A 22,379-nucleotide genomic window follows, 5' to 3' on the forward strand; every position below is an offset into this window, starting at 1 on the left:
TTGCCTCCCGTGCGCACTGGCACGCAGAACGCACTCATCGGAACCCGCTCAACAGCTGCGACAATGAAATGCGCCATATCGTCAGCCGGAAGCCACGACGTCAGATCAGGCGGCAGAAGATACGGCTGGGATCGGTCAAACGGGATGAAGCGGCTCATCGCGACACTCTACAGCCTTACCCCTTCACAGGGTACCCCAACCCGACAGGCTGATAAATCGTGTTGGAAATCAGTTGCGGAGTCAGACTCGTCCGCCCCGATACGTCACGGTTGATCATGACATTGGTGGACAGTCCGCCCTGCTGCACGTCGGATGAGACATCCCGCAGTTCCGCATGCTTCTGCAATGCCGCCTGCAGGCGGGGAATCCAGTGATACAGCGTCGCCGCATCATCGCTTTGCAATGTGTACTGATAGGCCCCGTTGGCCTGCCGCCCGCCCGAGGGCAGCAGGCTGGGCAGCATGGCAATGAACTGCCCGCCCACAAGATCATGCGTGCGATGGGTCAGATCGGCCAGTGTCTGGCTGATGGTGGTCTTACGCTGCGCCTTGTCGATCAGGTCAATGAAGATATTGGCCTGGTTGCTGGAATTGCGGCCACCGACAAAGCCGGTCACGCCGGAGACCTGTCCGTTCTCCATAATATTCTTTTCCACCTGATCGACCTTCGCCAGCATCTCATCGAAGGAGGTGGCCTGATCGGCGACAAGATGCGCCATCATCATGCCGGTATCTTCGGTCGGAAACAGACCTTTGGGCATGATTACGAACAGCAGTCCCATTACCCCGATGGTTACGGGCAGTGACAGCAGCACCAGCCTGCGATGGCGCAGGGCCGCGCCCAGTGACCGGCCATAGGCGTTTTCCACGTAAGCAAACGCCCGTTCCATCCGCGCCGACAAGTGTGACCAGAAGGCTGGCTGCCGGTCGGCCCGCACCGCGCCCGATGGCAGGATACGCGCGCACATCATGGGCGTAAGCGTAAGCGACAGCACCATGGAGACGAGCACCGTCACCGAAATGGTCACGGCGAACTCATGCAGCAGGCTGCCCATCAGCCCCCCCAGCATGAGAATGGGCAGGAACACAGCCACCAGTGATATGGACACCGACAGCACGGTAAAGGCCACTTCCTGCGCGCCCTGCAGCACGGCATCGGCGCGGCTCGCCCCCTGTTCCATATGGCGGCTGATATTCTCGATCACCACAATGGCGTCATCCACCACGAAGCCCGTCGCAATGGTCAGAGCCATGAGCGAGAGACTGTCGAGCGAATAGTTCATGAGCTTCATCACGCCAAAGGTCGTGACCAGCGATGCGGGAATGACCAGGGCGGGCACGATGGTCGTGCGCGGTGAACGCAGGAACACCAGCACCACGCCAACCACCAGCAGGACCGACAGGACCAGCGTGCTTTTGGTATCGGTCAGGGCCGCCTGAATGGTGGCGGAGCGGTCCATGCCGACATGCAGTTCCACATCAGCGGGCAGAGCGGCCTTCAGGGTCGGAAACTGCGCCCTGATCTGATTGATGGTCTGGACCACATTGGCCCCCGCACGGGGAAAGACAATGGCCAGAACGGCGGGCTTACGGTTGAAAAATCCGCCATTTTCGACATTTTCCACCCCGTCAGTCACCTGTGCCACGTCCTCCAGCCGCACGGGACGCATGCTGCGATAGGCCACGATCAGACCCTTGAGATCCTGCGCGCCATGAACCTGATCATTGGTCTGCAGGATCAGGCGCTGCCTGCCGCGATTGAGGAACCCCTTGGGCGTATTGGCATTGGCGGAGGACAGGGCAGCACGGATATCCTCGAACCCGATGCCGTATTTGAACAGGGCGAGGGGGTTGAGTTCCACCCGCACGGCAGGCAGCGCCGCCCCACCCAGCATGAGCTGCCCCACGCCACTGATCTGGGACAGATGCTGTTCAAGCACATTGGTCGCCACGTCATAGACCTGCGCGGGCGTTCTGGTGGCCGAAGTGAGCGCAAGAACCATGACCGGCATGCCGGCGGTATTGGCTTCGACATAGGTCGGATTCTGCCGCAGGGTGGCGGGAAGGTCCGCGCGCGCGGCCACGATGGCCGCCTGCACGTCACGCGCGGCGCTGTTGATGTCGCGGGAGGTATCAAACTGCAGGGCAATGCTGACCTGCCCGGTCACGGATTGCGATGTCATCTCGCTCAGCCCGGCAATCGTGCCCAGATGCCGCTCCAGCGGTTCGGCAATCGTGCTGGCAATCTGCTCAGGCGTGCCACCGGCCTGCTGGGCCTGCACCTGAATGACCGGCAGGTCGACATTGGGCAGATCGGATACAGGCAGCAGCCAGTAGCCGATGGCACCGGCAATCATCATGCCGATCACGATAAGCGTGGTGCCGATCGGACGTTTTATGCACAGGGCGACGATCGACATGTCAGTGTGCCCCCCCGGAAGGCGCGGGCGGCGGGGACGTATGGCGGGCGCGAAAGGCGGCAAAGCGCAGGCGCACCCGCTCCATGAACAGGTAGATGACCGGCGTGGTAAACAGTGTCAGCAACTGGCTGACAGCCAGACCACCCACAATGGCGTAACCCAGCGGCCGCCGCAGTTCCGATCCCGTTCCGGTGCCGATCACCATGGGAATGGCCCCCAGCATGGCGGCCAGCGTCGTCATCAGGATCGGGCGGAAACGCAGCCGGGCCGCCCGGGTTATGGACTGCATGGAATCCATGCCTTCCTGCCGTTCGGCCTCCAGCGCGAAATCGATCATCATGATGGCGTTCTTCTTCACGATGCCGATCAGCAGGACGATCCCGATCACCCCCATCACATCCAGCCCGGACCCCGATACCCACAGCACCAGCAGCGCGCCAATGGCGGCCGAGGGCAGGGTGGACAGGATGGTCAGCGGGTGGATGAAGCTTTCATACAGAACACCCAGCACGATATAGACCGCAACAAGGGCCGCCAGTATCAGCCAGGCCTCGTTGCTCATGCTGCCCGCAAACACGGCGGCCGTGCCCTGAAACGATGTCTGCATGGTGGCGGGCAGATGCAGCGATTTTTCCACCCGCTCGATCGCATCGGTCGCAGCACCGAGGGAATAGCCGGGTGCGACGTTGAACGAGATGGTCGATGCCGGAAACTGCGCCACATGGGTAATCAGCAGCGGCGCGGTGGATGCTGTCATACGTGTCACCGTACTCATCGGCACAAGGCCGGATGACGGGTCACGGGTCGGGCCGGACGTGCTTGCGGCCCCGCTGCCGCTGGCGGCAAGATACAGCCTGTCCAGAGCCTCCGGCGTGTTCTGAAGCGACGGTTCGGCCTCAAGGATCACCCTGTACTGGTTGGACTGGGTATAGATGGTGGAAATCTGACGCTGGCCAAAGGAATCATACAGCAGATTGTCCACCGTTTCCGGCGTGATCGAGAAGCGTGCGCCCGTGGCCCGGTCCAACGTCACACTGGCCGCCAGTCCCTGCGCCTGCAGATCGGAGGTGACATCGGCCAGTGCCGGTTCCCTGCGCAGGGCGTCAGTCAGGCGCGGCACCCATATGGCAAGGCGGTTCGTGTCGGAATCCGCCACCAGAAACTGGTACTGGGTGGCCGATACATTGGTGTTCAATGTCAGATCCTGCACCGGCTGCAGGTAAAGCTGCGTACCGGCTATGGCGGCTGTCTCGCGCTGGATACGCTGCGCCACCTTTGCCGCCGACAGGCTGCGTTTGTCATGTGGCGTCAGGTTGATTTCAAAACGCCCCCGGTTGAGCGTGGTGTTGTCCCCATCCACCCCGATATAGGAGGACAGGCTGACAACATCCGCATCCTTCGCAATCGCTGCCCCCAACTGCTGCTGCAGTTCACGCATCGCATCGAACGAGATGGAGGCATCCATCACGGACACACCCTGAATCACCCCGGTATCCTGTTCAGGAAACAGCCCCTTGGGAATGACAGCCACAAGCAGGCCGGTCAGCGCCAGCGTCGCCACGAACAGGGCAAGTGTCGCCCGCTGGTGACGCAGCACGCGTGTCAGCCCCCGGTCATAGGCATCGATGACCGAGACGATCAGCCGGTCGGTCGTCTGTGCCCAGCGCGGCTTGGTTACGGCGTGGGCCCTGTCCTTGAGCAGACGGGCGCACATCATCGGGACCAGCGTGAGAGAGACCACGGCGGACAGGATGATGGTGACCGCCAGTGTCACTGCGAATTCATAAAACAGCCGCCCGATCACATCGCCCATGAACAGAAGCGGGATCAGCACGGCGATGAGCGAGATGGTCAGCGAGACGATGGTAAAGCCGATCTCGCCGGCACCTTCCAGCGCCGCAGTCATCCGGTCACGTCCCATCTCGATATAGCGGGCGATGTTCTCGATCATGACAATCGCATCATCCACCACGAAACCTGTCGAAATGGTGAGCGACATGAGAGAGAGGTTGTCGAGCGAGAAGCCCATCATATCCATCACCGCCAGCGTGCCGATAATGGACAGCGGCACGGACAGCGCCGGAATGACGGTGGCCGATGGATCATGCAGGAACACGAAGATCACGCCCACAACCAGCGCCAGCGCAAGAGCCAGTTCGAACTCCACATCCGCCACGGATGCGCGGATGGTGGTGGTCCGGTCGGTCAGCGGCGTGATGGTGACGCCGCCGGGCATGTCCTGCTGCAGTGATGGCAGCGTGGCCTTGATGGCGTTGACGGTGTTGATGATGTTGGCCGAAGGCTGACGGCGGATGTTCAGGATGATGGCCGGGGTCTGGTTCGACCATCCGGCAAGCTGGGTGTCTTCCGCCCCTTCCACCACCGTTGCGATATCACGCAGCCGGACCGGGCCCTGACTGGTATCCGACCAGCCGACAACCTGATTGAGCAGCTGGTCGGTGCTGGAAATCTGGCTGTCGATATGGATGGTGCGGTTCAGCTTTTTGCCATTGAAGCTGCCGGTAGGTGAATTGACGTTCACGTTGCCGATCGTGGTGCGCAGCGTATCAAGATCAATGCCCAGCGAGGTGGCTTTGGGCACATTCACGCGGACGCGGTAAGCCTTCTTGTTGCCACCGGACAGGGAGACTTCACCCACGCCGGAAATCTCGCTGATTTTCTGCTGCAGGCGTGTCGTCACGTAATCCTGCACTTCAGGCAGGGACAGGGTGGTGGACGTGACCCCCAGGATCATGATGGGCGTATCAGCCGGATTGACCTTGGAATAGATGGGCGGCGCGGGCAGGGCGGTTGGCAGCAGGGAATTGGCGGCGTTGATGGCCTCCTGCACCTCCTGCTCGGCAACATCCAGCGACGTGGTCAGCCCGAAACGCAGCGTGATGACCGACGCCCCGGCCGAGGACTGGGATGTCATCTGGTCCAGCCCCGCCATTTCGCCCATCTGCCCTTCCAGTGGCGCGGTGACGGAGGTCATCATCACATCCGCGCTGGCGCCGGGGTAGAAGGTGCGGACTACAATGGTGGGATAATCCACTTCCGGCAGGGCCGAAATCGGCAGGAACCGATAGCCGATCAGACCCGCCAGCATCAACGCGAACATGAGCAGCGTGGTGGCGACGGGCCGCTGTATGAAAAGACGGGAGAGATTCATTATCCCCCCTGCGTCGTGGTGGCGGGAATGGTGACTTTCGCCCCTGCGTGCAGGCGGTCGATGCCCGATGTCACCACCTGCTCATCCGCCTTCAGGCCGGATGTGACAACGACCGTATCCCCCTGACTGACACCGGTTTTGACCAGACGCACGGCCACGGTGCTGTCAGGCTGCACCACATAAACAAATGAACCATTGGGACCGGACTGGATGGCGCTGGCTGGGGCAAGCAGCACATCATGCTCGGTATCAACCAGAAGGTGGGCATTGACGAACTGGTTGGGGAACAGGTCCTCATCCTTGTTAGGGAACAGGGCGCGCAGCCGGACCGTGCCGGTCGAGGTATCGATCTGGCTGTCCAGACTGCTGACCGCGCCATCGGTCAGCTTCGTGGTGTCCGTGCTGTCCCATGCCTCGACCGGCAGCGACTTTGCAGTACGCAGCCGTTTCCAGACCATGCCAAGCTTGTCCTGCGGCAGGGTAAAGATAACTGAAATCGGCTGCATCTGCGTCAGGACCGCAAGGCCGCCGGACTGTGCCGCGGTCACATAATTGCCCCGGTCCACCGCACGGATGCCCACACGGCCACTGACCGGCGCTGTGATGTGGCAGTATTCAATGTCCAGCCTGTAGGTATCGACCAGCCCCTGATCGGCTTCCACCGTGCCTTCAAGCTGCTTGACCTTGTACTGCTGGTCCTGTGCCGTCTGGGTATCGATACTGTCGCGTCTGAGCAGCTTCTGGTACCGGACGTTATCCATCCGCGCTTCATCAAGCTGGGCCTGATCGGCTGCGAGCTGCCCGGAATACTGCTTCAGTTCGGCCTCATAGGGGCGGGGGTCGATGACCGCCAGCAGGTCACCCTCATGCACTTCCTGCCCTTCGGTAAAGAGCACCTGTGTCAGATAGCCTTCCACGCGGTTCTGCACGGTCACATTGGTGACGGGAATGACCGTACCCAGTTCGCTCAGCACCACGGGCATGTCGCCTGATTTTATGATCGCAACAGAGACGGGAATACCTTCATCCACCGCTTTTGTAGCCGCCCGCATCGGATGGGAACCGATCATAAGCAGCGCCGCCAGCAGGGCCATGCCCGTCAGGTTACGGTATCCAGTCGGCATTCCCCGGTCCGTGCAACCGGAAACACCACTCCATGGAACCGTAGACGAAGTAAAATCATCAATACGCTGCATTCTTCTTATATCCGTCTCTGTATTGCCTGGTGGATGCAGGGGCATCAATGCACTGAATGTGTCCGGCTGCGCGCGTGCGTGAACCGCTGCGGGTCAAGGGGCAGGGCGATACACACCCGCAATCCGTGTGGCTGATTGGACTGAAAGTTCAGGCTGCCGCGATGGCGCTGCACGATGTCATGGATGATCGACAGACCCAGCCCCAGCCCACCGTCCGAACTACGGGCCGGGTCCAGCCGCGCGAAGGGTAGCAGGACGACATCGTGCATTTCAGTGGGGATGCCCGGACCGTCATCCGCGACCTCGATAATGGCTTCATTGCCATTGCGTCTTGTATCAACCTGCACCGTGCTACCGAATTTGCAGGCATTGTCGATCAGGTTGTTGACCATGCGGGAGACTGCCACCGGCTGGCACAGACAGGTCAGGCCCAGGTCGCCCTGATAGATCACATTCCGGCCGGTCGCCTCGAATTCCGCGCAGACACTTTCCACCAATGCGCCGATATCAACCCGTTCCGCCGGTTCCGTGTCACCCTGACCCTTCAGGAAAGACAGTGCCCCGTTCAGCATCCGGTTCATGAGCCACAGATCATTACGCAGGGCCGCAGGCGAAGCATCCGTCCCCCCCATTTCAATCCGCATGGACAGGCGGGTAAGCGGCGTGCGCAGGTCGTGGCCAATCGCCATAAGCATGCGGGTGCGCTCCTCCGCTGCTGCCGCGATACGGGCCTGCATGCGGTTGAAGGCGCGGGCCACGCGGCGCAGTTCCACAGGCCCCTGTTCCGTCAGCGGTTCGGGCGTAATGTCATAGCCAAAGGTTTCCGCCTTATTCGCAAGTACCTTAAGCGGGCGGTTGATGCGCCACAGGCTCCACAACGACAGCGTGCCCATTATGACCAGCAGCGACAGGAATGACACGATCAGCGGCAGCGTTGCACGCATGAGCTGGGGCAGGTGATGATTGATCCCGTTATGGGCGGTAATGAATATCCCCTCGCGCGGCATGTCGATATGGGTGGAGGTCATACCGCTGGAATCCGCGGCACAGGTGGATTCCTTGATGACGGCATTCCGGTTGTTCATCTGCGCCTTGAGGATACGGCGCAGCAGGACCGAAAAATGTTCGGTCGGAATGGGCTCGCAGGGGAAGGGGCCGGTCGTCTGGAACGATACATCCGGCGTAGACATGCCACGCGCAATCACTGCGCGTATTTCGGGCGGGCCTGCACGCAATGCGTCAATAGCGGTCTCAATGGCCAGCGCGTTTGGCCATGGTCCTTCGGGCAGGGGCGGCACGGTTGGCCGCAACACGAATACCAGAAAGGCAACAACAAAAATGGTGACCATCATGCTGGAAATCACGATCGCAACCATCTGCCCGTAAACGGTGCGGGGCAGTAGGGAAAAGCGGGTTTTCATCGGTCGGCAGCTCCCTTGTGGGACGCTGCCGGGCCTGGGTCGAACACATAGCCGTCGCCACGTACCGTCCGCAGCATCTCAAGCTGGCGACCGCCATGGGCCAGCTTGCGCCGCAGGCGGCTGACAAGCAGGTCAATGGTGCGTTCTTCAACGGCCCCCGGCGTATTATAGAGCAGTTCAATAATCCGCTGCCTGCTCAGCAATTCCCGCGCATGGTTCCACAATAGCAGGAGAAGGTCGGTTTCAGCCCCGGTCAGGGTCATGCGTATGCCCTCCGTGCTGTAAAGGGCGCGTTTTTCCGGAACGAAAGTCCAGTTTCCAAAGCTGTAGCCATGCTTTGGTTCGTGCGTGACAGCGGCTGCGTTACCCGACGGGCGACGCAGGACTGCCCGGATGCGGGCCGCAAGCTCCCCAAGATCGAAAGGCTTGCTGACGTAATCGTCCGCCCCGAGATCAAGCCCCGCAATCCGGTCACGGACATCGGCCAGGGCCGTAACCATGATGATGGGGGCAACGCTCCGCTCGCGGATCAGGCGGCAGATGGCATGGCCACTTTCCTGCGGCAGCATGAGATCAAGCAGGACAATATCAGGCGTGCGCCCAGCGAGGATGGCCAGCACCTCCGCCGCCGTCATGGCGGACGCTACCGCATAACCCTGCTGTGACAGGAAACGTGTCAGCAGGTTGCGGATATCCATGTCATCTTCCACGACAAGGACGAAATTCCGCCCTTTTTCAGCCGGGGAAACACCTGTTCCCTGCCTGTATGGAAGATCATGGCCTGACTGCCCCGCTATCAATCCGATACTCCGCGCCATTACATTCGCATTCATTCGACGGGGCAAAGTATAATCATGCCGCCACTCCGGCCTAGCAGATAGAAGCGGGGAGGAATTTTTATTTCAAAAATGACAAAAAAAGCATGAGAATTAAAAGAAAGTTTATGTGATATTGTATGTAACGGATTAATTCATTTTGTATTTATTTTGTACAATTCCACAGGCGCAGTGCCAGAAAAGGAAGGATGAATACTCTGCGTGTTTCAGCATCACCCGGTGGTCATACAGTTCACTTCCGAACTTTGCAGCGTCGCAGACATGACAGCGGGCAATGTCACTTCATGACGCAGACAACCACCGCATCAAGGCAATGGGCGGCCCGGCGCCGCATTAATGGAAGTCACAACTCATCTGCGATGAAAGCGATCCCTGTTTGATACCTTTGCGGCGAAACTCCCGCCAGTCACGACGCTTTATAGCGGCATAAAGCATGATTCATGGCGACCGAAAGGACAGCCCATGTCACGCCTCCGCAGCTTTACCTGCCGCCGACTGCCCGAAAATACGGCAGGTCATGGAGGACAGGCATTGCATCACGGGCACAGCAGGCAAGAAGAACCCGGCAGCCATCCCGATGCACCAGATAAAGACAGTCACAGCGTAAGATAACGTCCATAATCCCAACAGCAGGTGTCGCCATGGTCGCACGGGCAAGCTGGAAAGGTATTCTTGCGATCGGGGAACTCACATGTCCGGTTGCCCTCTATGCGGCAGTCTCGGCTTCCGAACGGGTTACCCTGCATCTGATCAACCGTCGCACGGGCAATCGGGTGCATCGCCACTATATCGACAGCAAGGACGGCACTGAAGTGGACCGGGACGATCAGGTCAGGGGCTACGAGACGCAAGATGGCGAGATCATTCTGCTTGAGCCCGGGGAAATCGCCGCCGCCGTTCCGGACAGCGACAGAAGGCTGGCGCTTTCCGCCTTCGTGCGATGCAGCGAAGTTGACGATGTCTATCTGGACCGGCCCTATTACCTCTGCCCGGCGGAACCGGCGGCAGGAGCGACCCTTGCACTGATCCACGACAGTCTTGCCCGCCAGAAGGTCGCGGCCCTGACCACCACAGTCCTGTTCCGTCGCGTGCGGACGTTGCTGATCCGGGCGCACGATGACAGGCTGATTGCAACAACGCTGAACTTTGATGATGAAGTCCGCCCGGCACAGGACGCTTTTCGCGATATTCCGGGCCGAGACTGTCGCGGGAAATGCTGGATCTGGCAGCCCATATTATTGAAACGAAAAAGGGGCATTTCACACCGGCAGACTATACCGACCGTTATGAAGCCCTTCTTGCGGATCTGGTACGGGCAAAACTGGCCGGCAAAAAGCCGCGCCTCGCACGGCGTCCGGCAGCAGGCGGGGTCGTCAGCCTGCTGGACGCCCTGCGTGAAAGTGCCGGCACGCCAGAAAGTGGCACACCATCGCCCCACAGGGACCAAAACAGTCCCCGCCCATCCCGTACCCGGCGTAGGGCAGGCTGACCGTGTCGCTCGATACCTATCGCCAGAAGCGCGACTTCCACAAAACGCAGGAACCAGCAGGCGAAGGGCAGCACTTCGTTGTCCAGAAGCATGATGCCCGAAGACTGCATTATGATTTTCGTCTTGAACTGGATGGCGTGCTGAAAAGCTGGGCTGTAACCAGAGGACCAAGCCTTGTGCCGGGTGAAAAGCGTCTGGCCGTCCAGGTGGAAGACCACCCGCTGGATTATGGTGATTTTGAAGGCACCATCCCCGCAGGCCAGTACGGGGGCGGCACGGTGGCCATATGGGATCGGGGCACATGGACCCCGACAGGGGACGCAGGACAGGGTCTGGCCAAGGGGCATCTTGATTTTGAACTGCACGGGCAGAAGCTCACCGGGCACTGGCATCTGGTCCGGATGAAAGGCAGGCCACGCGACAGGCATGACAACTGGCTTCTGATCAAGGCCGATGATGAGGCCGCCCGTAGTGCGGATGATCCCGATATCCTCAAAGAACAGCCCCTGTCGGTCAAAAGCGGTCGGACCATCACCGAAATTGCGGAAAGCATGCCGCCTTTCCCAAAGATAGGTAAAGCATAAAAAACGCCGGTTTCTTCATCCAGGGCACCAGCCATTCCGTCAGGAAAGCAGCACGGGCTGGACCGCGGATAACCGGCTTCGCCATGCTGCCTTTCGCGGTGTCCGGGACGACAGACCGGCTGAGGAGATCATTCGTGAGATGCCAGTCATGGACACATCATCGGCCCAGCCCGAAAAACAACCCGCACGCACTGTCACCCTGACCCATCCCGACCGGGTTTACTGGCCCGATGCCGGTATTACCAAGGCAGGGCTGGCCGACTACTATACGGCGATATGGCCCCGTATCGCGCCGTTTATTATCGACCGGCCACTTGCGCTGCTGCGCTGCCCGGAGGGGATGGAAGGACCGCACTTTTTCCAGAAAAACGCATGGAAAGGCATGAACACCCATATCGTGCCGCTGGATGACCCGATGGGAGATGCCGCGGGGCATCTGATCGGGATTCATGAGCTTGATGGCCTTATGGGGCTGGTGCAGGGGGCAACGCTGGAAATTCATCCCTGGGGGGCATCCTGCCGCGACTGGGACCATCCCGATACACTGGTCATGGACCTTGATCCGGGGGAAGGGGTTGAGTGGCAGGCCGTCATCACGGCTGCGCAGGAAGTGCGCGAACGGCTTGAAGCCAGTGGCCTGGCGGCATTCGTCAAGACGTCCGGGGGCAAAGGGCTGCATGTCGTAGCGCCTTTGCAACCCGCAGCCGACTGGGATATGGCAAAAACCTTCTCCCACACCATGGCGCAGGCGATGGCAGCCGACAGTCCGGACCGCTTTGTCGCGACTGTGTCCAAAGCGAAGCGCCATGGCAGAATCCTGATTGATTACCTGCGCAATCAACGGGGCGCGACCTCCGTATCCCCCTATTCAACGCGTGCCCGCACCGGTGCCCCGGTCTCGATGCCTGTTGGGTGGGAAGAACTGGATACGATTACCGGTCCGGCGCAATTCACGGTAAACAACGCCATGGAACGGCTTGCCTCACTCCGCACGGACCCGTGGGAGGATTTTCCAGCGGCGCGTCAGCCGATCACGACAGCAATGCTTTCCCGGCCGGGTCATTAGGAACCGTTCCTGTCAGATGATTTGAGGCTTGCCCTGAGCGTATCCACGATGTTCACGATTTTTTCTTCCGCCGGTGGTTCGGACCGCCTGACTGGCCTGCTTCTGCGCGACCGTCTGCGGGCATCAATGATTCCCTTCAGGCGCGCCTGCACCGGATCATGGACCATGGCCGCATTCCAGGGACGGGTAAGCCCGGCCATGACCTTCCCAAGCTGCGCAACATCCTGCCTGTTCAGGGCGGGGATGTCCCCCGCCGGAAGGGAATCCGCCGGATCGCGCATGTCCACACCGTAACGGAGCGTCCATACCACAATCCCGTTATCCCTTGGCTCCAGCAATACGGCATGTTCCCGTCGATAAAGAACCAGTCGCGCAATACCGACCGTGCCGGTATGACGCATGGCATCACGGATGACGGTGAAGGCTTCGGTGCCGATTTCATCATCCGGCAGCAGATAATGCGGCGTATCGTACCAGACCCAGCCAATCGCCTCCCTATCCACAAAACATTCGATATCAATGGTACGTGTGCTTTCCAGCGCAATGGCGTCGAGTTCGTCGTCCTCCAGCACAACATACTGGTCATCACCGCACGGATAACCCTTTACAAGATCACCATCATCGACCGGCGTACTGGTTACGGCATCCACATACTGAACGAACACCCGGTTTCCCGTCTGCCGGTTCATCATATGGAAGCGGATACGCTCGGCTTCCGTTCTGGCCGGTATCATGGATACGGCACAGGTTACGAGGGAGAGCCTGAGATGCCCAGCCCAGAACGGCCTGCCTGCCATTGTCCAGTCCCTCCCGCTCATGCCGCCTGATTCTGATGCCTGACCGGGTGACGCGTTGCATATCCCTGACCGGCATCCTGTTCGTGGGCAGGGCGCTCGCTCCCGCCCCGACGCCGCCGGGTTCTCAACCGCGCCAAGCGGGAACGCCGCCGCGTATCTGGTCGGCCGGGATAGGTATTCCGCTATTTCTCTTCGTTTTCCCGGCGCGTTTCAGCGGCTTTCCGGGCGGAAGCGGAGCGTTCCTCCGCCGGGCGATGGGCTGAGGCTGCCCCGCCGATCTTTCCGCCCCTGCGGGAGGGTTCGTGCGTTACGGTATGCCCCCTGCCTGAGCCACTTTTCTTGCCGCCGCCCGTCTCCTTGTTGACCGTAGCCCAGGCGCGGCGCTCGGCCTCATCCTCGTCGATACCGCGCTGCTCGTAGCTTTCCTCGATATGTTGGGCCTGTCGCTTCTGTTTGTCCGTATAAGCGGACTTGTCTCCACGTGGCATGATCCATGCTCCCGTTTCCCGCGAGTGACAGGGGTGCCGTTTGGGGAGACGGAGAACCCCTTTGCAATGACAATGTCGGCTGACAGGAAAAGTTTTCGCAATGGCCGGCATGGTATGGGGAAGAAAACCATTTCGAGTGTAAGGGGCGGAAGGCAGGCTCCGGGCAGTCGTGTTTGTGTTACATTTCGCAAAAATGGTATCCCGCCGACCTGAAGCTCTTCTATCGCTATTGCGGGGCAGGAGGTGTAGAAACACCCTTTCATCCAGATGGAAGATCCATATGACGACCCTTCGCCGGAATATTCCCATTTCACCCGAAATGGATCAGTCCGCCCGCATATACCTTGCTACCAACCGGGGAGGCCGTTTCGATCGTGAAGAGGGGGTAAATCGAAGGATTTCACCATAATGACCGACACCTGCAAGGTCTTGATGATCTTCCCGCTTTTCAATGCAAATTCATTCTGGAATTACAAGGAAGCCTGCGATCTGTCTGGCGCGCGCTATCCTGCCGCACCGCTTGGCCTGATTACAGTTGCGGCCCTGCTGCCCAAAAACTGGGAGGTCCGGCTGGTCAATCGCAATACCGAGCAACTGGACGATGACGATTTCGGCTGGGCCGATATCGTGATGACCGGCGGCATGCTGCCGCAGCGCAACGATGCCCTTCATATCATTGAAATGTGCCGTGCCGCCAACAAGCCGGTGGTGGTTGGCGGTCCCGATGTCACATCCAGCCCGGCGCTATACGCGGCCGCGAATTTTCAGGTTCTGGGCGAAGCCGAGGAAATCATGGTTGATTTCATCGCGGCCTGGCGCAGGGGAGAGCGCGAAGGTGTGTTTGAAGCCCCGATGGGCAAAACGGACGTTACAAAAAGCCCGCTGCCCCGCTTCGACCTGCTGAAACTGGACCAGTACCTGCATGTCGGCGTCCAGTTTTCGCGCGGGTGCCCGTTCAGTTGCGAATTCTGCGATATCATCGAACTGTATGGTCGGGTTCCGCGCACCAAGACGAATGCACAGGTCATGGCCGAACTCGATGCCCTGTACGCGCTTGGCTATCGCGGACATGTGGATTTTGTCGATGACAACCTGATTGGCAACAAGAAGGCGCTCAAGAAATTCCTGCCTGACCTGAAACGCTGGCAGAACGAGAAGAACTTTCCCTTCGAGTTCTCGACCGAGGCATCGATCAACCTTGCCGACGATGCCGACCTGCTGCGCAGCCTGTCCGACACCAATTTCTTCGCCATCTTCGTCGGCATCGAAAGCCCGGATACGGACTCCCTCGTGCTTATGCAGAAAAAGCAGAACACGCGCCGCAGCCTGCAACAAAGCATCGAGACGATCCACAAGGCGGGCATTTTCGTCAATGCAGGCTTCATCGTCGGCTTCGACAGCGAAAAGGGCAGCGTCGCCCAGGGTATGATCGACTGTATCGAGGACACGTCCATACCGGTCTGCATGGTCGGCCTGCTTTACGCCCTGCCTACGACCCAGTTGACGCGCCGCCTGCTGGCGGAGGGACGTCTTTTTTCCGGCAGTGAACAGACGCAATCAGGCGACCAGTGTACGGCGGGCCTGAACTTCGAGACCAGGCGCCCGCGTCGCGACGTGCTGAATGACTACAGGACGGTTCTCAAGGCGATCTATGATCCGGTTGCCTATTTCGGTCGTGTGCGCAGGCTTGGCCGCATGCTGAAGCGCGAGCGGACCCATAAAATGGTGAAGGGTGATCTGCGCAGCTTTGTCCGACTGCTGTTCCGGATCAACCGGGCCGGACCGGGCACCGCAGGGCAGTTCTGGCGCATGCTGCTGGACTGCGCCCTGCACAACCCCAAGGCGCTGCCCTATGTGGTGATGACGAGCGCCCTTTACCTGCATCTTGGTCCATTTTCGCGACAGGTTATCAAGGAAATCGATCAGGAAATCGGGAATGTGGATTCAGGACGCTGGCAGGCCCCGCCGTCCCTCCAGCCCGTCCAGCCCCTGCAGCCAATCGAGGCGTAACTTTTGTACTGCATGAAATAAAGTGGCCCTTTGGAAAGGGGAGCTTCCCCCCGGATGCCCCCTTTCCGAAGAACGGATTATCCCTACGGTTTCCATATCTAAAATCGAGCCGAAGGGGGGCTGTATCCGAACGTTCTGCTGTGGCTTGCGGATAAATGCGCAAATGATCCTGCGTGCAAGCCCCCAGCGGGTATTACGCAAAACCGCCCCGACTACATGGCCACAGCCGATGAAAAGGGCAGCCAGCCTCAGTTCAGATGTATCTTATCCACCGTGGGGATCGCGGGCTGTGATGGCCGGTTCACCAGACGGAAGGACAGCCGCGAAATCTGGCCTGACAGTTGCGCGCCTCTGGTCCGGGCATGAAGGTCGATATCGACCCCACGGGCATTTTCCATAACAATCCCGATCGTACCATGATGGACGGTAAGGGTTCCGCCAAGCGTCCAGTATGTACCGTTGAAATCCTGCACGCGTCCCAGATTGTGGACACACCCGCGCCCGAACAGGGAGATGCTGCCTATGCTCGGCATTCCGCCACCACGCACCGTAAACGCGTAAACATGTTCACCGGCGGACAATGCGCCATGGCCCCACAGATATCCAACACCCGCACTGATCTGGCGCGCGGATATATCCATAACTGCATCGGTTGGCGCGCAGTGCGTCTGGGCCTGCGCCTTATCATAAAGGGGCAGCGCCCCCATGAGGAAACACAGGCCAATAGTCCGGGATAGATTCATTGCATATGAGGCCCCGACAGGCGTCGTCACATCATACGACTTCTCCTGCCTGATATGGTCGAAACAAGGATCATTCCATTACTGAACGATCCCGTATCGTTCCTTATGAGGCGGCAGTCATACTGTCAATATGAAATGAAATATCTTCCCGTTCCGCCATATCCGTCCCACAGGACGGGAGAGGGGGCCCGATGAATTCCTGTGAAAATACGGATGAATAGATACAGACCGGCAGGATAGTGATGGGCGCTGAAGGTCACATGAGACGTATCTCTCAAAATCGTACGGACAACAGCCGAGGGACACAGGCTACCCGTTCACCATAACGGGGACTGGTCTATTTTTCCGACCCATCCGACATCGCCGGAAAAGTCTGCCGAGAAGAGCGGGCGGTTACATTTCTTACGGTATTCTTCACACAGAAGCATTCCGTCGTATGTTTGAGAAGGGAAGGCCGCCGTGATGCAATCGCTTATCCATGCCCATCATAAAATATGGTTTCTGGATAGCAGAGCAACATACCGTAAAAGGAAAAGGGATGCCTGTATCGAAAATCCATGCGGTTGCCGCTACCACAAAAGCATGCACCCCTGACTACACACAGCATGGATTTCCCACACCAGCCGACCGACTGCATCAATCCGGGCCAGATAGAACGCCATGGCATGCAGGTACCCTGTCTATTGTAATTATTGAAGATAATCTCAATTAATGAACGTATGGGCCTACTATTCTCTCAAGGAATCCTGGGCACTGCGGCCGCCACTTCAGTGGAGGTGGCCAGCAAACCAGCCGCATGAAAACTGTCAGCTATCCTCTGCTGCCCTGCGATCACTTCGGGGGTCATGGGTAGCAGGCCGTAATGCAGTTTCGCAACCGAACGGGCAACGACTTCCGAGGGCAGTCCTGTGCTGTGGGCCAGCAGGGCGATGACATCGTCCCTGTGGTTCGTCGCCCAGTCATCGCATTGTGCGATCGCCGCAAGAATGGCGCGCACCAGATCCGGACTCTCCTCGAAAAATCCCCGACGGGCGAGATAGAACTGGGTGCCGCCATTCACATCATCGCCGGTCGCAATGACACGGGTATCGGCATTGGCCCCAGACAGATACGGGTCCCAGATTGCCCATGCGTCGACCTGTCCCGTCTCAAAAGCCGGTCGCGCTGCGGCAGGCAGAAGATAGGATACCGATATATCGTTCAGGCTCAGGCCATATTTGCGCAGGGAGGCAACCAGAAGCCAGTGGGCATCCGCCCCCCGGGTCACCGCAACACGCCTGCCCTTCAGATCAGCCACCGAGTGAATGGGGCTTGAGGAGGGAACAATGATGGCCTCGCTGGTGCCCGTCGGGGCTTCATGCCCGACATAGACCAGAGCGTCGGGCGAGGCCGCCTGCACGAAGACGGGCGGCAGGTCCCCCGTCTGCCCGAAATCCAGCGCGCCGGCCACCAGCGCCTGCAACAGCGGCGGCCCGGCAGGAAACAGCGCCCATTCCACCGACACCCCAAGGGGACGCAGCGCATCCTCAAGAAATCCCCTGTTTTTCAGCAGGACAAGCGTACCGTATTTCTGATAGCCAATCCGAACGGTCCGGGATGCGGCATGGGCGCGCCGTGTCATACCGGCCATGATCCCCTGCGCCACGAATGCGGCCAGAACGCGACGTCTCGAAAATAACACTTTCTGCCTTCCTTCCATTATTGCGCGTCTGACGTGTCAGTCATCGTGAACACCCAACGCATCCAGCAGCGTCTGGCGGAACTGTTCGAACTGCGGGTCGGTGTGCCGTCTTGGCCGGTCGAGGGGGATAGCCAGATCCGTCCTGATACGTCCCGATTCCAGAACCACCGCCCGGTCCGCCAGCAGCACGGCCTCATCCACATCATGAGTGACAAGGAGCACGGCGCAGCGATGGCGCTGCCATAGCCCGGCAACCAGACGCTGCATCCTGAGCCGGCTCAGCGCGTCCAGTGCCGCGAACGGCTCGTCCAGCATCAGCAGGTCCGGCTCCCGCACCAGCGCCCGTGCCAGCGCCGCGCGCTGGGCCTCGCCCCCCGACAGCGTAAGCGGCCAGGCTTCGCTACGGTGGGCCAGCCCCACTTCCTGCAAGACCGCTTCGGCACGCGCACGGACCGAATCGTCCTTTTTCTGTCCCAGCACCACGTTCTGCCATACACGTCGCCAGGGCAGGAGCCGGCTTTCCTGAAACACGACCGCCACATCATCGGGACGGTGGACTGAACCTTCCGTGACCGGGTCAAGTCCTGACAGCATACGCAGTAACGTTGATTTCCCCGATCCGCTCCGGCCCAGAAGCGCGACGAATTCGCCCGGCGCGATATGCAGGTCCAGCCCGTCGAGCACCGCCGGACCATTGGCGAAACGGCGGGTAAGGCCGGTGACCGTCACAGTAGCGTCGACAGCATTGACCATGGGTCCGGGTCGCGTCTGTGCGGGGGAGGAAAGGGTGCTCATGCGTTCTCTCCCCGTCGCGGCGAAAGCGGACGCCAGGCCAGCAGCCACGTTTCCAGCCCACGGACCAGATTATCCGACAGCAGGCCCAGCAGGCCGTACACCATCAGCCCCACCAGGATGATGTCCGTGCGCAGAAAATCTTCCGCATCCATCATCATGTGCCCGATGCCACTTTCGGCGTTGATCTGTTCGGCCACGACAAGCATCAGCCACGCGACCCCTACGGCATAACGCACGCCGACCAGCAAATCGGGCAGGGCCGCGGGAAGAACGACATCACGAACCGTCTGCCCCCGCGAAAGCCCCAGCGTCTGCGCCATTTCCAGCAGTTTCGGATCAACCGTGCGGATGCCCTTATGAAAATTCAGATAGACGGGAAAGGTCGCGCCGAGCGCCACCAGAAGTACCTTTGGCGTCTCCCCGATCCCGAACCACAGGATGAACAGCGGCACCAGCGCCAGCACCGGCAGCGTACGCATAATCTGCAGCGGGGCATCGACAATATCCTCGCCGATACGCGACAGGCCGGAAATCAGGGCAAGGACCATACCCACCAGCAGCGCGATCGACAGTCCCGACACCGCGCGAAGCAGGGAGATGCCAAGATTGGCCTCCAGCGTACCATCGCGCATCAGCGACCATGCCGTCGTGACGATCTGGGCTGGCGAGGCGACGAGATGCGTCGAGAGAATACCCACCGAACAGCTACCCTGCCACAACGCCACAAGCGCCAGCGGCGAAACGTAACGCACAATATCGCGCCATCGGGGCAGGCGGCCATGTCGGGACAGAAGGCCGGACAGCACATCCGTTGACAGACCATGCGTGTGGATACCAGTAGGCTGGGATGCCTTTAACATACGATCACCCGCTGTAGTTTTTAATCTATATCATCATTACCAATGATGGAATTGTTCCACATCACTGATCGTAGTTCAATTGGTTTTCACATTTAATATGATTAAATTAATCGAGATCGCATCATTCCAACATTATCTCGGATACACACATGCCTTTCGCCGGGCAGATCAACCGATATTAAAACGATTCGTATTGTCATATTGACTCGTATCCGAACTTATGAACGATTATATGTAGTGGTAATCATATATGCACATATGATTCGTTTATTTTGAGGGATGCAATGCGCGCCATACCGGACGGACAGCAGAATTTACGATGGCCATCATCGGACAGGCGTCTGGTCGCGCATTGTTCCCTGGCCTTCTCGCTGCTGGTGACGACGGGCGTCATCAACCCCGGCCATGCCGCCGACAGCCCGAGCAATCCGCAGCGCGCCCCGAAAGCCGTAAAGTCCCATTCCCCGGCAACGCGCAGCACGAACGCCGTGATCGCTACGCATCCCGAGGAAATGAAGGTCACCGCCACGCGCTCCCTGTCGCGGCGTCAGATCCTTGCACGGCAGAACGACCCCGTGGCTGTGACGACCATCACCGAACACGATCTGCAATCCCACCAGATCACCAACATACAGCAGGCTGTAAAACTGCTGCCCGCGGTCTCGCTTCAGGTCACCAATCCCCGTAACACGGCCATCAACGTGCGCGGCCTTGGCAATTTCAGTTCCAGCGCGCAGGACGGGCTGGAAAACGGTACGGCTGTCTATATCGACGGCGTGTACCAGACACGGCCCGGCGCCGTACTGGGCGACATCAGCGATCTGGCGGGCATGGAGGTTCTCAAGGGCCCGCAGGCTACGCGTGGTGGGGTGGATAACGATGGCGGCGCGATCAACATCACCACGCTCGCGCCATCCTTTACGCGGGGCTACTCCGTCACCGGCGATTATGGCAGTTACAATACCGCCAATGTCCGGCTACGGGCCACCGGCCCGATCGGCAGCAGCGACAAGGTCGCCTATAGCCTGTCCGGATTTTCGATCAATCATGACGGTTATATAAAAAACGTCACGACAGGGCGGGATTATCAGGATTATCACGATATTGGCGTAAAGGGGCAGATACTGGCGGTTCCGACTGACAGGCTGACAATCCGCCTGATCGTCGATTATTCGCATCTTAAGGAAAGCTGCTGCGTCACACCTTTTTCCACGGCACTTACCCACTATGCCAACGGGGCGGCCGTGGTGGGAAATTACTGGCAACGCGCTGCCTTTGCGGGGGCTGAGACGCTGCCCGCCCATGGCGTCCGTGACATGCTGGTGGCCCTGCCATCCACCGGCAGTCAGGCCGTGGATCAGGAAACGTACGGTGTCTCGCTGGATGTTACCTATCGGCTGCCGCATGGATGGAAACTGGAAAATACCGCGGCATGGCATTCATGGCTGTGGTACCCGCATAACGGATTTTCCGGTGGTCTTGGCACCATACCGGGGTTGCGGACGCTGACCGCTGGCAACAATCAGGTATATGAACAGCACGCCACGGAAGAACTGAAGATATCGTCCCCCGAAGGACGCCGTTTCCACATATCCGCCGGTGCTTTCTACATGTATGAGGAAGTGCCGGATTATACGCGCTGGCAGATTTCTGCGCAGGGTGCAAAGTATTATGGCTACGGCCTGTCGCCTGCCGTGTACAATTCCGCCTATAATGGTGCGCTGTTCAGATCATCGGATAATCCGATCACCAACGACCTTGCGGGCTATGTGCGCGCGAAATACGACATTACATCGAAACTCTCCATTGAAGGGGGATTCCGGTATTCCTTTGTCACCAAGTCAGGCAGCTATACATCAACCATCGTCAACTCATCCAACCCGTCACTTGCTGCGGGGGTGCTGGGGGCGGCGACGTCCTATCACGCATTCCATCGGGAAAGCGAACCCAGCGGCACGCTAAGCCTTGTGTACCGTCCAACCGGCAACAATCTGGTCTATGCCACCTACAGTCGCGGATTGAGGAATGGCGGGATCAATCTGGTCAGCCTGAACATCGCGCAGGGCGCCAATCCGGACGTGAAACCGGAACTCGACGACATGTTCGAGGTCGGAAGCAAGAATGCGTTTTTCAACAAACGGCTCGTGGTCAATTTCGACGCATTCTGGAACAACGTGCATGATTACATCACCAGTGCCGCATATTATACTTCGGCTGGCACCACGATTTCATATCTGACAAACGCCAAACACGTTGTTTCGCGCGGGCTGGAACTTGAAACACGCGGCACCATCCTCCCCGGGCTGGAGGGCCGCCTGTCCGCATCCTATACCGATGCCTTCTTCGCATCATTCAATAACGCGTCCCATCCGCTGGAATCTTCCAACGTGTCAGGACTGTACAGTCTGACGGGAAACCAGATTCCGCTGAATTCCCGATGGAACCTGTCCGCCGGTCTGGAATATACTACGCATCTCAGAAACATCGGCAATGTATCCGGTCGGTTCTGGCGACAGCTCGTGTTCTTTGTGGGTGCGGATTATACCTATCGCAGCAGTTATTATGCCGACGCATCCGAATCTTCCTATACGCGCATAAGACCGTACGGGCTGCTGGATGGTCATATCGGCATACGGCCTGAATCGGGCAAATGGGACCTCAGTTTCTGGGGACATAACATGCTGGACAAGCGGTATTTCATTACCATGACACCCCTTGCCGCCGGAGCCGTGTTTTACGGGCAACTCGGCGACCCGGCGATGTTCGGTGGTGAATTCAGCTATCGTCTGTAGTGTCGGGGAAATCGTTCACGACGTTCATTA

Annotated in this window: 16 protein-coding genes and 1 pseudogene; 5 read left to right on the plus strand and 12 right to left on the minus strand. The window is 59.2% G+C overall.

The window, feature by feature from the left end; genetic code table 11:
* The 6 genes and pseudogenes from CFR79_RS07150 to CFR79_RS07175 all read right to left on the minus strand — a co-directional run.
* Window positions 1–158: pseudogene (locus CFR79_RS07150) on the minus strand (IS5/IS1182 family transposase); the annotation flags it as partial.
* 17 nt (window positions 159–175) lie between these two features.
* Window positions 176–2,419, minus strand: coding sequence for an efflux RND transporter permease subunit (locus tag CFR79_RS07155; protein ID WP_258373448.1), 2,244 nt, complete (start codon window positions 2,417–2,419; stop codon window positions 176–178).
* Window position 2,420: 1 nt separating this feature from the next.
* Entirely contained in the window at window positions 2,421–5,591 is a 3,171-nt protein-coding gene (locus CFR79_RS07160) for an efflux RND transporter permease subunit (RefSeq protein WP_110547411.1), read from the minus strand.
* Window positions 5,591–6,661, minus strand: a complete 1,071-nt coding sequence (locus CFR79_RS07165; RefSeq protein ID WP_258373457.1) for an MdtA/MuxA family multidrug efflux RND transporter periplasmic adaptor subunit — start codon at window positions 6,659–6,661, stop codon at window positions 5,591–5,593. The genes CFR79_RS07160 and CFR79_RS07165 overlap by 1 nt, the downstream gene beginning before the upstream one ends.
* A gap of 170 nt (window positions 6,662–6,831) precedes the next feature.
* A complete protein-coding gene (locus CFR79_RS07170) occupies window positions 6,832–8,208 on the minus strand; it encodes an ATP-binding protein (RefSeq protein ID WP_110547412.1) in 1,377 nt (458 codons plus the stop codon).
* Window positions 8,205–8,906 (minus strand): response regulator transcription factor, encoded by a 702-nt coding sequence (locus tag CFR79_RS07175; protein ID WP_258373449.1) that lies wholly within the window; start codon window positions 8,904–8,906, stop codon window positions 8,205–8,207. Before CFR79_RS07175 ends, CFR79_RS07170 begins: the two co-directional genes overlap by 4 nt.
* Before the next feature lie 779 nt (window positions 8,907–9,685).
* Between CFR79_RS07175 and ku (CFR79_RS07180) the strand changes: the two genes are divergently transcribed.
* From ku (CFR79_RS07180) to ligD, 3 genes are all read left to right on the plus strand, one after another.
* Entirely contained in the window at window positions 9,686–10,627 is a 942-nt protein-coding gene (gene ku / locus CFR79_RS07180) for a non-homologous end joining protein Ku (RefSeq protein ID WP_220030250.1), read from the plus strand.
* Window positions 10,536–11,117, plus strand: coding sequence for a DNA polymerase ligase N-terminal domain-containing protein (locus CFR79_RS07185; protein ID WP_181417387.1), 582 nt, complete (start codon window positions 10,536–10,538; stop codon window positions 11,115–11,117). The genes ku (CFR79_RS07180) and CFR79_RS07185 overlap by 92 nt, the downstream gene beginning before the upstream one ends.
* Window positions 11,118–11,265: 148 nt before the next feature.
* Entirely contained in the window at window positions 11,266–12,183 is a 918-nt protein-coding gene (gene ligD, locus CFR79_RS07190; RefSeq protein ID WP_110547414.1) for a non-homologous end-joining DNA ligase, read from the plus strand.
* Here ligD and ku (CFR79_RS07195) read toward each other — a convergent pair.
* Window positions 12,180–12,980 (minus strand): non-homologous end joining protein Ku, encoded by an 801-nt coding sequence (ku, locus tag CFR79_RS07195; protein ID WP_110547415.1) that lies wholly within the window; start codon window positions 12,978–12,980, stop codon window positions 12,180–12,182. The genes ligD and ku (CFR79_RS07195) overlap by 4 nt on opposite strands.
* A 182-nt stretch (window positions 12,981–13,162) precedes the next feature.
* Window positions 13,163–13,468, minus strand: coding sequence for a plasmid stabilization protein (locus CFR79_RS07200; protein ID WP_110547416.1), 306 nt, complete (start codon window positions 13,466–13,468; stop codon window positions 13,163–13,165).
* Between the two features lie 408 nt (window positions 13,469–13,876).
* Between CFR79_RS07200 and CFR79_RS07205 the strand changes: the two genes are divergently transcribed.
* Window positions 13,877–15,478, plus strand: a complete 1,602-nt coding sequence (locus tag CFR79_RS07205) for a B12-binding domain-containing radical SAM protein (protein ID WP_102323667.1) — start codon at window positions 13,877–13,879, stop codon at window positions 15,476–15,478.
* Window positions 15,479–15,726: 248 nt separating this feature from the next.
* On the opposite strand, the gene CFR79_RS07210 is transcribed toward CFR79_RS07205, so the two are convergent.
* The 4 genes from CFR79_RS07210 to CFR79_RS07225 all read right to left on the minus strand — a co-directional run bounded on the left by CFR79_RS07210 (window position 15,727) and on the right by CFR79_RS07225 (window position 19,557).
* Window positions 15,727–16,221, minus strand: a complete 495-nt coding sequence (locus CFR79_RS07210; protein ID WP_146220119.1) for a hypothetical protein — start codon at window positions 16,219–16,221, stop codon at window positions 15,727–15,729.
* A gap of 736 nt (window positions 16,222–16,957) precedes the next feature.
* Window positions 16,958–17,902, minus strand: coding sequence for an aliphatic sulfonate ABC transporter substrate-binding protein (locus CFR79_RS07215; protein ID WP_258373450.1), 945 nt, complete (start codon window positions 17,900–17,902; stop codon window positions 16,958–16,960).
* 36 nt (window positions 17,903–17,938) lie between these two features.
* Window positions 17,939–18,655 (minus strand): ABC transporter ATP-binding protein, encoded by a 717-nt coding sequence (locus CFR79_RS07220; RefSeq protein WP_258373458.1) that lies wholly within the window; start codon window positions 18,653–18,655, stop codon window positions 17,939–17,941.
* A gap of 38 nt (window positions 18,656–18,693) precedes the next feature.
* The gene (locus CFR79_RS07225; protein WP_110547420.1) at window positions 18,694–19,557 is read right to left on the minus strand and encodes an ABC transporter permease; all 864 of its coding nucleotides are present in this window, start codon (window positions 19,555–19,557) and stop codon (window positions 18,694–18,696) included.
* Between the two features lie 284 nt (window positions 19,558–19,841).
* On the opposite strand from CFR79_RS07225, the gene CFR79_RS07230 reads away from it, so the two are divergent.
* The gene (locus CFR79_RS07230) at window positions 19,842–22,349 is read left to right on the plus strand and encodes a TonB-dependent receptor (RefSeq protein ID WP_220030252.1); all 2,508 of its coding nucleotides are present in this window, start codon (window positions 19,842–19,844) and stop codon (window positions 22,347–22,349) included.
* The last annotated feature ends 30 nt before the right edge of the window (window positions 22,350–22,379 follow it).

It is taken from the genome of Komagataeibacter saccharivorans (genome assembly GCF_003207825.1).
Lineage (GTDB): Bacteria > Pseudomonadota > Alphaproteobacteria > Acetobacterales > Acetobacteraceae > Komagataeibacter > Komagataeibacter saccharivorans.

Excerpts from the sequence above, each read along its gene's own strand:
- CFR79_RS07220 (WP_258373458.1), bottom strand. The coding sequence starts at position 18,655 with ATGGTCAATGCTGTCGACGCTACTGTGACGGTCACCGGCCTTACCCGC.
- CFR79_RS07230 (WP_220030252.1), top strand. The coding sequence starts at position 19,842 with ATGCGCGCCATACCGGACGGACAGCAGAATTTACGATGGCCATCATCG.
- CFR79_RS07175 (WP_258373449.1), bottom strand. The coding sequence starts at position 8,906 with ATGGATATCCGCAACCTGCTGACACGTTTCCTGTCACAGCAGGGTTAT.
- CFR79_RS07225 (WP_110547420.1), bottom strand. The coding sequence starts at position 19,557 with ATGTTAAAGGCATCCCAGCCTACTGGTATCCACACGCATGGTCTGTCA.
- ligD (WP_110547414.1), top strand. The coding sequence starts at position 11,266 with ATGGACACATCATCGGCCCAGCCCGAAAAACAACCCGCACGCACTGTC.
- CFR79_RS07165 (WP_258373457.1), bottom strand. The coding sequence starts at position 6,661 with ATGATCGGTTCCCATCCGATGCGGGCGGCTACAAAAGCGGTGGATGAA.
- ku (WP_110547415.1), bottom strand. The coding sequence starts at position 12,980 with ATGGCAGGCAGGCCGTTCTGGGCTGGGCATCTCAGGCTCTCCCTCGTA.
- CFR79_RS07205 (WP_102323667.1), top strand. The coding sequence starts at position 13,877 with ATGACCGACACCTGCAAGGTCTTGATGATCTTCCCGCTTTTCAATGCA.
- CFR79_RS07200 (WP_110547416.1), bottom strand. The coding sequence starts at position 13,468 with ATGCCACGTGGAGACAAGTCCGCTTATACGGACAAACAGAAGCGACAG.
- CFR79_RS07155 (WP_258373448.1), bottom strand. The coding sequence starts at position 2,419 with ATGTCGATCGTCGCCCTGTGCATAAAACGTCCGATCGGCACCACGCTT.
- CFR79_RS07210 (WP_146220119.1), bottom strand. The coding sequence starts at position 16,221 with ATGAATCTATCCCGGACTATTGGCCTGTGTTTCCTCATGGGGGCGCTG.
- ku (WP_220030250.1), top strand. The coding sequence starts at position 9,686 with ATGGTCGCACGGGCAAGCTGGAAAGGTATTCTTGCGATCGGGGAACTC.
- CFR79_RS07160 (WP_110547411.1), bottom strand. The coding sequence starts at position 5,591 with ATGAATCTCTCCCGTCTTTTCATACAGCGGCCCGTCGCCACCACGCTG.
- CFR79_RS07170 (WP_110547412.1), bottom strand. The coding sequence starts at position 8,208 with ATGAAAACCCGCTTTTCCCTACTGCCCCGCACCGTTTACGGGCAGATG.